The 13,435-nt window shown below is 60.9% G+C and carries 14 protein-coding genes; 10 read left to right on the top strand and 4 right to left on the bottom strand.

Features of this window, described 5'->3' with window-relative positions; genetic code table 11:
* Window positions 1–8 precede the first annotated feature (8 nt).
* The 4 genes from DD235_RS01975 (at window position 9) to erpA (ending at window position 3,325) form a co-directional block, all read left to right on the top strand.
* The gene (locus DD235_RS01975) at window positions 9–821 is read left to right on the top strand and encodes a lytic transglycosylase domain-containing protein (RefSeq protein ID WP_109060370.1); all 813 of its coding nucleotides are present in this window, start codon (window positions 9–11) and stop codon (window positions 819–821) included.
* Window positions 822–930: 109 nt separating this feature from the next.
* Window positions 931–1,995, top strand: a complete 1,065-nt coding sequence (gene argC, locus DD235_RS01980; protein WP_109060371.1) for an N-acetyl-gamma-glutamyl-phosphate reductase — start codon at window positions 931–933, stop codon at window positions 1,993–1,995.
* A gap of 14 nt (window positions 1,996–2,009) precedes the next feature.
* Window positions 2,010–2,831 carry a DUF6776 family protein gene (locus tag DD235_RS01985; RefSeq protein WP_146193379.1) on the top strand — a complete coding sequence of 274 codons (822 nt, stop codon included), beginning with the start codon at window positions 2,010–2,012 and terminating at the stop codon, window positions 2,829–2,831.
* A 125-nt stretch (window positions 2,832–2,956) separates the two neighbouring features.
* Complete coding sequence (erpA, locus tag DD235_RS01990; RefSeq protein ID WP_109060373.1) at window positions 2,957–3,325, top strand: iron-sulfur cluster insertion protein ErpA; 369 nt, start codon at window positions 2,957–2,959, stop codon at window positions 3,323–3,325.
* 48 nt (window positions 3,326–3,373) lie between these two features.
* Here erpA and DD235_RS01995 read toward each other — a convergent pair whose 3' ends face one another.
* Together DD235_RS01995 and DD235_RS02000 are read right to left on the bottom strand one after the other, a co-directional pair.
* Window positions 3,374–4,489, bottom strand: coding sequence for an anhydro-N-acetylmuramic acid kinase (locus tag DD235_RS01995; RefSeq protein ID WP_109060374.1), 1,116 nt, complete (start codon window positions 4,487–4,489; stop codon window positions 3,374–3,376).
* Window positions 4,490–4,558: 69 nt separating this feature from the next.
* Window positions 4,559–5,995: a M23 family metallopeptidase gene (locus DD235_RS02000; RefSeq protein ID WP_109060375.1), complete on the bottom strand. Its 1,437-nt coding sequence runs from the start codon at window positions 5,993–5,995 to the stop codon at window positions 4,559–4,561.
* 170 nt (window positions 5,996–6,165) lie between these two features.
* Between DD235_RS02000 and tyrS the strand changes: the two genes are divergently transcribed.
* From tyrS to DD235_RS02030, 6 genes are all read left to right on the top strand, one after another.
* Window positions 6,166–7,392, top strand: a complete 1,227-nt coding sequence (gene tyrS, locus DD235_RS02005; RefSeq protein ID WP_109060376.1) for a tyrosine--tRNA ligase — start codon at window positions 6,166–6,168, stop codon at window positions 7,390–7,392.
* Window positions 7,393–7,473: 81 nt separating this feature from the next.
* Entirely contained in the window at window positions 7,474–8,115 is a 642-nt protein-coding gene (locus DD235_RS02010; RefSeq protein ID WP_109060377.1) for a YbhB/YbcL family Raf kinase inhibitor-like protein, read from the top strand.
* A 44-nt stretch (window positions 8,116–8,159) separates the two neighbouring features.
* On the top strand, window positions 8,160–9,404 hold the full coding sequence (glyA, locus tag DD235_RS02015; protein ID WP_109060378.1) for a serine hydroxymethyltransferase: 1,245 nt from the start codon (window positions 8,160–8,162) through the stop codon (window positions 9,402–9,404).
* 5 nt (window positions 9,405–9,409) lie between these two features.
* A complete protein-coding gene (gene nrdR, locus DD235_RS02020) occupies window positions 9,410–9,883 on the top strand; it encodes a transcriptional regulator NrdR (RefSeq protein ID WP_109060379.1) in 474 nt (157 codons plus the stop codon).
* A 23-nt stretch (window positions 9,884–9,906) separates the two neighbouring features.
* Complete coding sequence (gene ribD, locus DD235_RS02025; protein WP_239989999.1) at window positions 9,907–11,082, top strand: bifunctional diaminohydroxyphosphoribosylaminopyrimidine deaminase/5-amino-6-(5-phosphoribosylamino)uracil reductase RibD; 1,176 nt, start codon at window positions 9,907–9,909, stop codon at window positions 11,080–11,082.
* Between the two features lie 2 nt (window positions 11,083–11,084).
* Entirely contained in the window at window positions 11,085–11,807 is a 723-nt protein-coding gene (locus tag DD235_RS02030) for a riboflavin synthase (protein ID WP_109060380.1), read from the top strand.
* Between the two features lie 61 nt (window positions 11,808–11,868).
* On the opposite strand, the gene DD235_RS02035 is transcribed toward DD235_RS02030, so the two are convergent.
* Both DD235_RS02035 and DD235_RS02040 read right to left on the bottom strand, forming a co-directional pair.
* Window positions 11,869–12,306, bottom strand: a complete 438-nt coding sequence (locus tag DD235_RS02035) for a CoA-binding protein (RefSeq protein ID WP_109060381.1) — start codon at window positions 12,304–12,306, stop codon at window positions 11,869–11,871.
* 66 nt (window positions 12,307–12,372) lie between these two features.
* Complete coding sequence (locus DD235_RS02040; protein WP_109060382.1) at window positions 12,373–13,272, bottom strand: recombination-associated protein RdgC; 900 nt, start codon at window positions 13,270–13,272, stop codon at window positions 12,373–12,375.
* Window positions 13,273–13,435 lie beyond the last annotated feature (163 nt).

The raw sequence follows: 13,435 nt of genomic DNA on the forward strand, positions 1-13,435 counted from the left end.
TTGGCCTTATGGAATGGAAACATATGGCCAGCTTGTTCAAGTCTACCGATTCATGGCGCATGTGGCGCAACGCCCAGCATCTGGCTGCGGAGTTCCTGCGTTCTGCCGCGATTTACTCGGGCATCCTGGTGCTGGTTGCAGGCATGATGGTCATGGTCATGCCCGATATGCGGGCGCGACTTTACGAGGCCCACGAGGCGGCGCTCAGCGTATTCGAGAGCATGGCCGGCCGGGACAGCTACGGCGTGGCCGGGCGCGGCAGCGACGAGGACAGCCTGTCTGGTGATGCGGTCGGCGATCTCGACATGATGCGCGCCCTGCAGGATGATGGTCGCATTGGCAATGCGGCGGGGGCGGAAGTGTCGGCTGAACAGTTGGATGCGCTGCGCAGCTATATCGCCCGCAAGTACAAGGTGGCCTATGACGCCACGGGCATGATGGTCGCCGGTGCCTTCGAGGCAGCGCGCCGCTTCGACATCGATCCGGTTCTGGTGCTGGCCGTCATGGCGATCGAGTCGCGCTACAACCCCTTTGCAGAAAGCCATGTGGGGGCACAGGGCCTGATGCAGGTCATGACGCGCGTGCATCACGACAAGTTCGACGCACTTGGCGAAGGAGGGCATGCGCTCAATCCCCTGGCCAATATTCATGTCGGTACTCGTATTCTGCGCGACTGCATCCAGCGGCGCGGATCCGTCGATGGCGGTCTGGCCTGCTATGTCGGCGCGACCGGCCCGGGCGATGGCGGCTATGGTGCCAAGGTCAGAGCCGAGCGGCGCCGGCTTTCCCTGGCAGCCGGCTTGCCGCTGCGGCGCGATTGATATCGTCCGGCTATTGTCCTGACCGGCAGCAGGGTCTGCCGATCCAGGCGGGCTGGCTTCCTTTATACTTGTACGATAGCGTAGTCTCACATCACAGGCAGCACTGATCATGTCCCAAATTTCTGGCTCCCCTATCAAGGTAGGTATCGTGGGCGGCACCGGCTATACCGGTGTCGAGCTGCTGCGCCTGCTGTCGGCACACCCCAATGTCGCCCTGCAGGCGATTACCTCGCGCCAGGAAGATGGCGTGCCGGTGGCCCGCATGTTCCCCAACCTGCGCGGTCATGTCGATCTGGCGTTCAGTGCGCCCGACAAGGCAGGGCTTGACCAGTGCGATGTGGTTTTCTTCGCGACACCGCATGGTGTCGCCATGCAGCAGGCCCGCGAGTTGCTCGACAAGGGTGTGCGCATCATCGATCTGGCAGCAGATTTCCGTCTCAAGGATGTGCAGGTCTTCGAGCAGTGGTACAAGGTACCGCATACCTGTCCGGATATCCTGGCGGCTTCTGCGTATGGTTTGCCCGAGCTTAACCGGGCGGCCATCCGTCAGGCACGGGTGATCGGCAATCCCGGCTGCTATCCGACCACGGTTCTGCTGGGGCTGGCACCGTTGCTCGAAGGCGGATCGGCGTTGGTCGATACGGCTACATTGATTGCCGATTGCAAGTCCGGCGTGACCGGAGCCGGCCGCAAGGCCGAGGTGCATACCCTGTTTTCCGAGGCCAGCGACTCTTTCAAGGCCTATGGCGTCTCGGGGCATCGCCACCATCCTGAAATCGTTGCGCAGCTCGACCGCATGTCGAGTGCGCCGGTCGGCCTGACCTTCGTGCCGCATCTGGTGCCCATGGTGCGAGGTATGCATTCGACACTCTATGCGCGCATTCGTCCCGAAGCCCTCGATATCGATTTTCAGGCTTTGTTCGAGGCCCGCTACGCGGATGAGCCGTTCGTGGATATGTTGCCGGCAGGCAGCACGCCCGAAACGCGTTCTGTGCGCGCATCGAACATGGTTCGCATTGCCGTGCATCGTCCGGGTGGGGGTGACCAACTGGTCATCCTGGTCGTGCAGGATAACTTGGTCAAGGGTGCATCCGGTCAGGCCGTGCAGAACATGAATCTGCTGTGCGGTCTGCCCGAAACGACAGGGCTGGAACAGGTTGCCATCCTGCCGTAATGGAAGAAAGTCGCATGCCTGCCGCAGGTCAGGCTGATCTCGAGGTTGCGCCGGTGGCGAGTCGTGTGCGTCGTCGGCGACGTCATCATGATTATGCCGTCTTTGCGCTGGGAGCCGTGGTCGGTGCCTTGCTGTGCGGCCTGGTGTTCTGGTGGTTTGTCTTGAAGCCGACACCTGTGGCAACACCCGTGGCAGGTACGGCCTCGACACCTGAAGAACGTGCCCTGCAGGCCAATGTGCAGCAAAAGGAAGCTGAATTGCGGTTCCTGCGTGCGCAACTGGATACGGCCGATGGTCAGATAGCCATCGAACAAGGGGCTCGGCAGACCATGGAGCAGTCCATGCGTGCCTTGCAGGAAGAAATCGGTGGTCTGCGCGAACGATTGGCCTTTTTCGAGCAACTGTTGCCGCCCGGTCCTGCAGGATCCGTCAGCGTGCGTGGCATGGATGTCAAGTTGCAGGGGGATGCGCTGAGTTTTACGACCCTGGTCACGCGTCAGGGGCAGGGGCTGCCGGAGTTCAGTGGTCTGTTGCGGTTTTCTGCGACTGGTCTGCAGAATGGCAGTCCGGTCACGATCGCCCTGCATCCGGTTACGGCGGCAGGCAGTGCAGTAGGCGCAGTTGCCGGCGCGGCTTCGGGTAGCAATGCCTCGACCGAGGCGGGCACGGAGGCAAGCGAGATGCACAATGCCGCACTGGTGTTGCGTTTTGACCAGTATCAGCGCAACCAGGGCGTGCTGGCCATTCCGCCTGGTTTTGTGCCCGAAAGCGTGACGGTGCAGGTGCTGGAAGGGGATAGCGTGCGTGCGGCACATACGCAGCAATTGTCACTCTGAGGACTGGGCAGCTTCACGCTGATCCAGGTTTGTTGCATAATAGTTTTCATCAATCCCATTTGGCCAATCGGTTGCCTGATGGGATGTCTTTTCAAGCGATCCGGAGCGGATCGCAGGAGTACATCATGAGCACAGTGACAGAAACCGTCGATCTGCAAGCACCGCCGGTGCCCATTGTCTTTACGGATGCCGCCGCCGCCAAGGTCAAGGACCTGCTGGCGGAGGAAGGCAATCCCGATCTCAAGCTGCGGGTGTTTGTCCAGGGCGGGGGCTGCTCGGGTTTCCAGTATGGCTTCACCTTCGATGAGGTCATGAATGAAGACGATACCGCCCTTGACAAGGGTGGCGTCCAGTTGCTGGTCGATCCGATGAGCTTTCAGTACCTGCTGGGGGCAGAGATCGACTACAAGGAAGACCTGGATGGTTCCCAGTTCGTGATCCGCAATCCGAATGCCACCACGACCTGCGGTTGCGGGTCTTCGTTCTCGGTCTGATCCCGGTTTTACCGGGTTTGCGCCATTTCAGGCCCGGTAGCCCGGCACTCAGGCCGGGTAACGAGCACCCAGGATGGTCGCACGGCGTGCGCCGGTGACCTCGGGCAGGCCTGCGGGTATTGCTTGTTCAAAAGCGTGGGCCAACCATCCAAAGGCAGCAGCCTCGACTTGCTGTGCAGGTATACCCTGCATGTCGGTCGGCATCACCTTGCAGGGTAATGCGTCCGTCAGTGCCTGCATCAGATGCCTGTTGGCAGCCCCTCCACCACATACCAGTAGTCTGCTGGCATCGGCAGCGTGGCGTGCCATGTCGTGGCAGATAGTGTGTACGGTCAGCGCGAGCAGGGTGGCTTGCACATCTTCTGGACGCAGGGCGTGACCATGATGGCTGGCCAGCCGCTGGTCCAGCCAGTGCAGGCTGAACAGGTCGCGTCCGGTCGATTTCGGCGGTGTCATGTCGAACCAGGGTTCGCTGGAAATCAGTGCGGCGAGCAGATCTGGAAGGCATTGGCCGCTGCCTGCCCAGTTGCCATCGCGGTCATAGGGCTGGTTTGTGTGGCGCAGACACCAGGCATCCATCAGCATGTTGGCAGGGCCCGTGTCAAAGCCCTGTGGAGCGGCATCCGGTCGCAGGATCGTCAGATTGGCAATGCCGCCCAGGTTCAGGATCGCCTGCGGTGCCGACTGTCGGAATGCGGCTGCGTGAAAGGCGGGCACCAGTGGGGCACCCTGGCCGCCGGCGGCGACATCGCGACTGCGAAAATCAGCGATCACGGCAATCCCGGTCAGTTCCGCCAGCAAGGCAGGGGCATTGAGTTGCAGGGTAAAGCCCTGGTCCGGACGGTGGCGGATGGTTTGTCCATGCGCGCCGATGGCCCGTATCGAGGCGGCACTGAGGCCGGCATGTCGCAGTACGTCGTCGCAGGCCTGGGCATAAAGGCGTGCGAGCCTGTTGGCCGCCAGTGCGGCGCGGGTCAGTTCGTCATGCGAGGGTTCGTGCAGCGCTAGCAATTCGGCACGAAGGTCGTCCGGCAACGGCAGGCTGGCATGGGCTTCGATGCGGAAACGGGTGCTCTGGTCGGACGTGCCGGCATCGATTTGCAGGATGACGGCATCAACTCCATCCAGACTGGTGCCTGACATCAGGCCGATATAGCGTTCCATGACTGTATGAGAAACGGCCTGACAAAGGCGTGCAGGCCGTATTTTCCGAGTGCGTGTGGCGAGTCGGCTTCAGCGGCTGGCCAGTGCGGTGCCGAGGTCGGGCATGGCGTCCTGGAACTCGGCCAGCAGTTCGAGCTGTTCGCGCATGGGCTGGGTGCTGCGTCGGAATTCGTTGAGCTGACGGTTGTCCAGCGCCTCGGCGACGGGCAGGTCGATGGAAAGCGGATCAACCGGTTTGTTGGCGATGCGGAATTCATAGTGCAGGTGGGGGCCGGTCGCCCATCCCGTCGAACCGACGTAGCCGATGACCTGTCCCTGGCTGATTGATGCGCCCTTGGTGATACCGGGAGCAATCCGGCTCTGGTGCGCGTAGAGGGTGGTGTATTGGCCGTGGTGCTGCAGGATCACGACATTGCCGTAGCCGTTTTGCCAGCCCGCGAAGGCGACCTTGGCATTGGCGGTGGCGTGGATCGGAGTGCCGGTCGGTGCTGCGTAGTCAACGCCACTGTGCATGCGCCACGATTTGTGGATGGGATGCATGCGACGGCCGAAGTTGGAACTGATGCGTGTGAACTGCAGGGGCGTGCGCGTGAAGGTACCCTTCAGGCTGCTGCCTTCCAGGTCATAATAGCTGCCGCTGCCGTTGTCGGCCTGGTACCAGACGGCATTGTGCTCTTGACCCTTGTTGGTGAATTCAAGAGCCAGGACGCGTCCTGTGCCGGCCTGACGGCCTTCGTGCATGCGAGTTTCGTAGACGACACGAAACTGGTCGCCTTTGCGCAGATCGCGAATGAAATCGATCTTGCTGCTCAGAATGTCCGCCATCTGCATGGTGATGGCGTCCGGCACACCGGCTGCATCAGTAGCGCCGAACAGTGAGTTGTTGATGGTTCCCATGGCGACCCGCACCTGCCCGGTCGTATCGTGCTTGAGCTCTTCTGCGCGGAAGCCGTCTTCGCTGGCCTCGACCTGCAGCATGGCCGTGATCACCTTGCCGTCCTCGGTGGTGCCGGGCGTATGGATATAGCGCAGCCAGCGCATCTTGCCATTGGCATCGTGCGCGGCCTGGACAGTTCGTCCGGGGTAGAGACGATAGATGCTACGGGCCTCGGGCGTCACGGTCAGGAACTGCTGCAGGCCGGGTTCGTTGATTTCGAGGCGTGCCAGCAGGGCGGCCAGGGTGTCGCCCGAACGGATGCGGGTTTCGGAAATGTAGATGTCTTCTTCGATGTCTGGCGCGGTGGCAGGCGCTGCCTCGATATCGGTGGCCGGCAATTCGAATGTCAGTGGAACGATGCTGGATACCGTACGGCGTGCAGGAAGATCACTGGCATCGTCGGGCGGTACCATGCCGATGGCGGCAGCGGTGCCGAAGAGCGCCACGGCGGCAGCCAGGACCGTGCGCTGCAGTTTGCCGAGACGGAGGAAGGAGCCTGTGCGGTGGCTGTGTTCGGTGCGGGGGGCGGAATCGGAATCCCTGGGCTGGCGGTTCTGTCCGTTCGGCATTACGCAATATGTCCTGTTATACTGTACGAAAATACAGTAAATATGGGAAAAATCGGCAAAAGATTATCTAACCCGTTATCCTATCGTATCAATACCCAAATATCGAGCGTTTTTACGCACGCTATCATTTCCCGATTCATTCCAATCCTTTACTGCTGGTTTTTACTGAAATGTCTGAAGCTCCGTTCCCCATCACGCCTGAAGTCGAAGCCGATCTGGCGATCGCCCGACGCGGCTGCGACGAGCTCCTCGTCGAGTCCGAGCTGGCTGCCAAGTTCGCCCGCAGCCGCGCTACCGGCAAGCCACTGCGAATCAAGTTGGGGCTGGATCCTACGGCACCTGACATTCATCTCGGGCATACGGTGGTGCTCAACAAAATGCGCCAGTTGCAGGATCTGGGCCACACGGTCATTTTCCTGATCGGCGATTTCACGTCTACCATCGGCGACCCCAGTGGCCGCAACGCGACCCGCCCACCGCTGACCCGCGAGCAGATCGAGCAGAATGCGCGTACCTATTACGAGCAGGCCAGCCTGGTGCTGGATCCTGCCCGTACCGAAATCCGCTACAACTCTGAATGGTGCGACAAGCTCGGCGCACGTGGCCTGATCCAATTAGCCTCGCGCCATACCGTGGCTCGCATGATGGAGCGCGATGACTTCACCAAGCGCTACAAGGGTGGGGTACCCATTTCCATTCACGAATTCCTCTACCCGCTGCTGCAGGGCTATGACTCGGTCGAGCTGCAGGCCGATGTCGAACTGGGCGGCACCGACCAGAAGTTCAACCTCCTGGTGGGGCGTGAGCTGCAGAAGGAATACGGTCACGAGCCGCAGTGCATCCTGACGATGCCGTTGCTGGTCGGAACTGATGGCGTCGAGAAGATGTCCAAATCAAAAGGCAACTACATCGGCGTGACCGAAGCACCCGAGTCCATGTTCGGCAAACTGATGTCGATTTCCGACGACCTGATGTGGCGTTACTACGAGCTGCTCTCGTTCCGTTCGCTGCAAGATATCGCGGCGTTGCGCGCCGAGATAGAGGCAGGGCGCAACCCGCGAGATGCCAAGGTCATGCTGGCGCAGGAAATCGTGGCGCGCTTCCATGATGCTGCGGCTGCCGAGCAGGCCCTGGCGGCATTCGAGGCGCGTTTCCGTGATGGCGCGATTCCTGACGACATGCCGGAGGTCACTTTGGAAGGCGCGCCGTTGGGTATCCTCAAGGTTCTGCGTGATGCCGGGCTGGCGGCATCGGCATCCGAGGCGCAGCGCAATGTCGAGCAGGGTGGGGTGCGCGTTGATGGTCAGAAGGTCGAGGACAAGGCGCACACCCTGATTACCGGCACCTATGTGCTGCAGGTGGGCAAGCGCAAGTTTGCACGCGTCACGCTCAAGTAGGGTGCGTGCTGCCGGACGGCTTTGGTAAAGTGATACGTGTCCGCCCGATGCGGACACGACGACATTGACAAGGAGCAGGCCATGAAATTCTGGAGTCAGTCTTTTGCCGATGGCGAACATATTCCCGAGCGCCATGCGTTCGCTCGCATTGATGCGCAGTCGCACGTCGCGCTGGCAGACAATCTCAACCCCCATTTTGCCTGGGACGAGGTGCCCGAGGGAACGTGCTCGTTCGTCCTGATCTGTAACGATCCGGATGCGCCGAGCCAGCCCGACGATGTCAACCAGGAAGGGCGCGAGGTGCCAGCCGACCTGCCGCGTACCGATTTCACCCATTGGGTGCTGATCGAGCTGGGTGCCGAAATGCGCGAGATTCCCGAAGGTGCCTTTTCCGGTGGTGTCACGCCACGAGGCAAGGGCGGGCCGCTGGCCCCGATGGGGGCACGCCAGGGCATCAATGACTATACCGGCTGGTTTGCCGCCGACCGCGACATGAATGGCGAGTACTTCGGCTATGACGGTCCCTGCCCACCCTGGAATGATGCGCTGCCGCACCGCTATGTCTTCACGCTGTATGCGCTGGACATCGATACACTGGCGCTTGAAGGGGCATTTACCGCTCGGGCCGTGCTGGAGGCCATCGAGGGGCATGTGTTGGCACAGGCCTCCATGCAGGGTATCTATACCCTCAATCCGGCGCTGGCTGCTGGGCAGATCGGCTAGAATAGACGGTTTCCCTCTCCCGCAATTCCGTATCAGGAACTCTCATGTTTGATCGCACCCGCACTCTTGCCCAGGCCGACCCCGACATCTGGAGCGCCATCCAGAAGGAAGACGTTCGCCAGGAACAGCACATCGAGCTGATCGCGTCCGAAAACTACGCCAGCCCGGCCGTGATGGAAGCCCAGGGCACGCAACTGACCAACAAGTACGCCGAAGGCTACCCTGGCAAGCGTTATTACGGTGGGTGCGAGTTCGTCGATGTGGTCGAGCAACTGGCCATTGACCGACTCAAGGCACTGTTCGGTGCCGAGGCGGCCAATGTGCAACCCAATTCGGGCTCGCAGGCCAACCAGGGTGTGTACATGGCCGTCCTGAAGCCGGGTGATACCGTACTGGGCATGAGCCTGGCCGAAGGCGGCCACCTGACGCACGGCGCGTCGGTCAATGCCTCCGGCAAACTGTACGATTTCAAGGCCTATGGTCTGGATGCCGACGAGGCGCTCGACTATGGTCGCGTCGAGGCGCTGGCTGCCGAGCACAAGCCCAAGCTGATCGTTGCCGGTGCCTCGGCCTATGCGCTGCGCATCGATTTCGAGCGCATGGCCCGCATTGCACGCGATAACAATGCCCTCTTCATGGTGGATATTGCCCACTATGCGGGCCTGGTGGCTGGGGGGGCTTACCCCAACCCGGTGCCTCACGCCGATTTCGTCACGTCTACCACGCACAAATCGCTGCGCGGCCCGCGTGGTGGCGTCATCATGATGAAGGCCGAGTACGAAAAGGCCATCAATTCCGCGATCTTCCCCGGTATCCAAGGTGGTCCGCTGATGCATGTCATCGCTGCCAAGGCTGTGGCCTTCAAGGAGGCGCAGCAGCCGGAATTCAAGACCTACGCCGAGCAGGTGGTCAAGAATGCCCAGGTTATGGCGGAAACGTTGGTCAAGCGCGGCTTGCGCATTGTGTCCGGTCGTACCGAAAGCCACGTCATGCTGATCGACCTGCGCGCCAAGCAGATTACCGGCAAGGAAGCCGAAGCGGTGCTGGGCGATGCTCACATCACGGTTAATAAGAACGCAATCCCCAACGACCCCGAAAAGCCCTTCGTGACCAGCGGTATCCGTGTCGGTACGCCCGCGATCACCACGCGTGGCTTCAAGGAGGCCGAGAGCGAACTGACGGCCAACCTGATCGCCGATGTGCTCGACAATCCGCGTGATGCAGACAACATTGCAGCAGTGCGTGCCAAGGTGCATGCGCTGACGACGCGTCTGCCGGTCTATCGCTGATCTGCATGAAGTGCCCGTTCTGCCAGCATACCGATACCCAGGTGCTCGACTCCCGGGTATCGGAGGAAAAAGACACGATCCGTCGCCGGCGTCGCTGCCTGGCATGCGAGCGTCGCTTTACGACGTACGAGCGGGCAGAACTGGTGATGCCTGCTGTCGTCAAGCGCAACGGCAATCGTGTTGACTACAACCCGGCCAAGTTGCGTGGCAGCCTTTCCCTGGCGCTACGCAAGCGGCCAGTGGCCGTTTCCGAGATCGACGCAGCGGTCACGCGTATCGAAGAGCGACTGCTTTCCGATGGTCGGCGTGAAGTCCCTTCGCAATTCATCGGAGAACTGGTCATGGCCGAGCTGTTCAGGCTCGACAAGGTTGCCTATATCCGCTTTGCTTCTGTCTATCAAAGCTTCGAGGATATTGGCCAGTTCGTTGAGGTCATCAATCAACTGGCTGGTCCGCCTGCGCCTGGCGACAGGCATTGAAACGGATCGGCTGGAGTATGGGCATGACGCCTCAGACGATTGCTGCAGGGACTGACCACGCCTGGATGCAGCAGGCGCTGGTGCTGGCCGAATCCGTCCTTTACAGCACGACCCCCAATCCTCGTGTGGGATGCCTGATCGTGCGTGATGGGCTGATTCTGGGGCAGGGGGCAACCCAGCCGCCCGGCGGTCCGCATGCGGAAGTCTGCGCCTTGCGTGATGCAGCAGCACGGGGGCATGATGTCGCGGGTGCCACAGTCTATGTGACCCTGGAACCCTGCAGTCATTTTGGTCGTACGCCACCCTGCGCCGATACGCTGGTGCAGGCTGGGGTCGGCAGGGTGGTCGCTGCCATGCTGGACCCCAATCCGCAGGTAGCAGGCCGAGGTGTGCGAAGGCTGCGCGAGGCAGGTATTCCGGTAGAGATCGGTGTATGCCTGGAGCAGGCACTGGCGCTCAATCCTGGCTTTGTCTCCCGCATGCGGGACGGCACGCCCTGGGTCTGGATGAAGATCGCTGCATCTCTTGATGGCCGCAGTGCACTTGAAAATGGCGTATCGCAATGGATCACCGGCGAGGCGGCCCGGGCCGATGGACATCATTGGCGTGCCCGTAGTTGCGCTATCCTGACAGGAATAGGTACGGTCGAGGCGGACAACCCCGCTCTCACCGTGCGTCATGTGCCCACTGTCCGGCAACCGAGGCGGGTCATCGTCGATGCGCAACTGCGTCTGCATCCGGATGCCAGGATCCTGAATGGCGATGATGTATGGGTGATTACCGCTGCCGGATCGCCGGAACGTCGGGCGATGCTGGAAGGGCGCGGAGCCCGTATCGTTGCCTTGCCCGACGGGCAGGGCCGGGTCGATCTGCCGGCCTTGATGCGTTGGTTGGCGCAGCAGGATATCAATGAAGTACACGTCGAGGCTGGAGCCGGTCTCAATGGTGCACTGCTGGGCAGTGGCTGCATTGATGAATTACTATGGTACGTGGCACCGATGCTGGTGGGACCAGGCCTGCCTGCGGCACGCCTGGCTGTACTTGACCAGCTATCGTTGGCTGATCGTTTCGAATGGATGGAGCACGCCCGGGTCGGCGACGATCTGAGGCTGCGCTTGCGTCATGCCGCACGCTGGCAATCCCTGATGCAGGGGCTGGCGTCGATACCGACGCAGGATTGTGCAGTGGAAGGAGACTGAACATGTTTACAGGTATTGTGGCGGTCGTAGGCCAGATCGTCGATGTTCGGCGCATCAAGGCCGAGGCAAAAGAAGCGACCCAGCGTGCGATGGGCGTACATCTGACCGTGGATGCGGGATCGCTGGATCTTGCCGATGTTGCAATTGGTGATTCGATTGCCATCCAGGGGGCCTGCATGACGGTGGTGGCCCTTCAGGAACCCTGTTTCGAGGTTGATGTGTCCTGCGAGAGTCTGGCGCTGACGGTGGGGCTTGAGCAGCCTGGACCCGTCAATCTGGAGAAGGCGCTGCGTGTAGGCGATCCCCTGGGAGGGCACCTGGTATCAGGACATGTCGATGGTATCGGTGTCGTGACGCGTTTCGATCAGGCGGGCGAATCCAAAGAGCTGCGCATCATGGTGCCGTCGCACCTGGGGCGTTATCTGGCGATCAAAGGGTCGGTCGTGGTCGATGGTGTCAGCCTGACTGTCAATCGCGTGTCCGATCAGGATCGTGGCTGCGAAATTTCCATCAACCTGATTCCCCATACCCAGACAGTCACGACGCTGGGGCGTTTACAGCCTGGCAGCAAGGTCAACATCGAGATCGATACGATTGCCCGCTATGTCGAGCGCATGGTAGGTGCCGAGCCTGTCGTGGTGGAAACACCTGTGGCGAAGGCTTCCGAGGACGATGCTTCCACTTCGCAACCAGCGGCGCGCAAGGTATTTTTCATGTCGACCTGAGGGCGCTTCAATACGAGAACCTGATAACGGCGGTGCGCCTTGCGCGACCGCCGTTATGCTTTCAGGCACTGCCGAGCAGGCGTCGCCATTCTATTTTCAGGCAGCGGTCCATGACCATCTGTCGACCGGCAGTTGTGACCGCGACTGCAGCCGCTTCATTACGGATACCCAACTGCAGCCAGACCAGTTTGGCCTGGGTCTGCAAGGCCTGCTCCACGATGGGGGGCACAGCTTCGCTGCGTCTGAAGATATCGACGACATCCAGTGTCAGACCCTCGGCAGTCAATGCCGCCTCGGCTGATGGCAGATCAGGCTGTACGCTTTCGCCAAGGATGGTGGTGCCGGCGGGCAGGGTCGGATTGACAGGCACGATACGCAGGCCTGCGTTCTGCAGATAGCGGGCCACGTCATGGCTGGGGCGATCCTCGCGGGGAGACAGGCCAACGATGGCAACGGTTCTGATGGGTTTCAACAATGCAATCAGTTCATCGTCCTGCATGATCGATCTCCTTGTGTATCGGCTGCTGTCCTGGCAGGCCTGTCTTGGCGCGAGGGCTGATGGTGTTCAGGCGGGCTGCTCGCCACCCAGGCCATAGACCAGATCGGCCAGCAGCTTGCTCAGTTCACCGGTCATCAGCATCATGTCGGCATCGAAAATCTCGTCGTCGTTCATGCCGCTGATTTCGGCGTTTTCCTTGAGCACATCGAGCGGGGATATGCGCTTGATGCTCAGGCTTTCGGTCAACACGAAGGAAATGCGGTCGGCCCAGGTCAGCGCCAGTCGGGTGCATTGCTTGCCGGAGGCGATGTGCCGGCGGATATCCTCGGGGTCGAGGGTGTGCTTGACGTAGCGTATCGTGGCCTTGCTTTCGCCAGCTGCCTGCAATTCCGTATCCTGGTCGATGCTGAAGTTGCTGGGGGCTTCGTCACTGGCCAGCCAGGCAGTCATGGCGGCGGCAGGAGACTGGATGACATGCAGAGGTCGCAGTGGCAGGGGGCTGACCGATTTGTGCAGCAGGCCGAGGACTTCGTCTGCCTTGGCGGTGGCGGCGGCATCTACGCCCAGCCAGCCCGATTCTGGATCGATCCAGACCAGGGTGTCGCGGTGGATGCTGAATGCCTTGGGCAGCAGCTCATCCGTGACCTGTTCCTTGAGATCCTTCATCTGTTTGCGGCCAGGCTTGAAGCCCTGCTGCTCTTCAAGCTCGGCGGCACGAGCCTTGGCCACCTGGTTGACGACAGAGGCGGGCAGCAGCTTCTTTTCTGCGCGCAGCGCGATCAGCAACTGGTGGCCGACCTCGTGTACCAGGCCGCCACCTTCGCGTGGTGCAATCCAGCCCAGGCGCTGTGCTTCGAGACCGCTGCCCGGCTGGTAGGCATGCGCTGCGAGCTGGGCTTCAAGCGCCTCTGCAGTGATGTTCCAGGGGCTGGGGAGACGGTAGACCTGTAGATTCTTGAACCACATAATTTTTTCGCAAAAGGGTTCATTCTAAACGCTTTGACCCGGATGGACAGCGCCTTTGTCCCGGCTGATCATGTGGTTTTCCCGCATGTTTTGCCAAGACCGATTGACAAGAATGTAAACCACCTTCATAGTGCTTCTGCACGATTTTCAAGAGTTGCGGTTC

The organism is Corticimicrobacter populi, assembly GCF_003123725.1.
GTDB lineage: Bacteria > Pseudomonadota > Gammaproteobacteria > Burkholderiales > Burkholderiaceae_B > Corticimicrobacter > Corticimicrobacter populi.

Excerpts from the sequence above, each read along its gene's own strand:
- DD235_RS01975 (WP_109060370.1), top strand. The coding sequence starts at position 9 with ATGGAATGGAAACATATGGCCAGCTTGTTCAAGTCTACCGATTCATGG.
- argC (WP_109060371.1), top strand. The coding sequence starts at position 931 with ATGTCCCAAATTTCTGGCTCCCCTATCAAGGTAGGTATCGTGGGCGGC.
- DD235_RS01985 (WP_146193379.1), top strand. The coding sequence starts at position 2,010 with ATGCCTGCCGCAGGTCAGGCTGATCTCGAGGTTGCGCCGGTGGCGAGT.
- erpA (WP_109060373.1), top strand. The coding sequence starts at position 2,957 with ATGAGCACAGTGACAGAAACCGTCGATCTGCAAGCACCGCCGGTGCCC.
- DD235_RS01995 (WP_109060374.1), bottom strand. The coding sequence starts at position 4,489 with ATGGAACGCTATATCGGCCTGATGTCAGGCACCAGTCTGGATGGAGTT.
- DD235_RS02000 (WP_109060375.1), bottom strand. The coding sequence starts at position 5,995 with ATGCCGAACGGACAGAACCGCCAGCCCAGGGATTCCGATTCCGCCCCC.
- tyrS (WP_109060376.1), top strand. The coding sequence starts at position 6,166 with ATGTCTGAAGCTCCGTTCCCCATCACGCCTGAAGTCGAAGCCGATCTG.
- DD235_RS02010 (WP_109060377.1), top strand. The coding sequence starts at position 7,474 with ATGAAATTCTGGAGTCAGTCTTTTGCCGATGGCGAACATATTCCCGAG.
- glyA (WP_109060378.1), top strand. The coding sequence starts at position 8,160 with ATGTTTGATCGCACCCGCACTCTTGCCCAGGCCGACCCCGACATCTGG.
- nrdR (WP_109060379.1), top strand. The coding sequence starts at position 9,410 with ATGAAGTGCCCGTTCTGCCAGCATACCGATACCCAGGTGCTCGACTCC.
- ribD (WP_239989999.1), top strand. The coding sequence starts at position 9,907 with ATGACGCCTCAGACGATTGCTGCAGGGACTGACCACGCCTGGATGCAG.
- DD235_RS02030 (WP_109060380.1), top strand. The coding sequence starts at position 11,085 with ATGTTTACAGGTATTGTGGCGGTCGTAGGCCAGATCGTCGATGTTCGG.
- DD235_RS02035 (WP_109060381.1), bottom strand. The coding sequence starts at position 12,306 with ATGCAGGACGATGAACTGATTGCATTGTTGAAACCCATCAGAACCGTT.
- DD235_RS02040 (WP_109060382.1), bottom strand. The coding sequence starts at position 13,272 with ATGTGGTTCAAGAATCTACAGGTCTACCGTCTCCCCAGCCCCTGGAAC.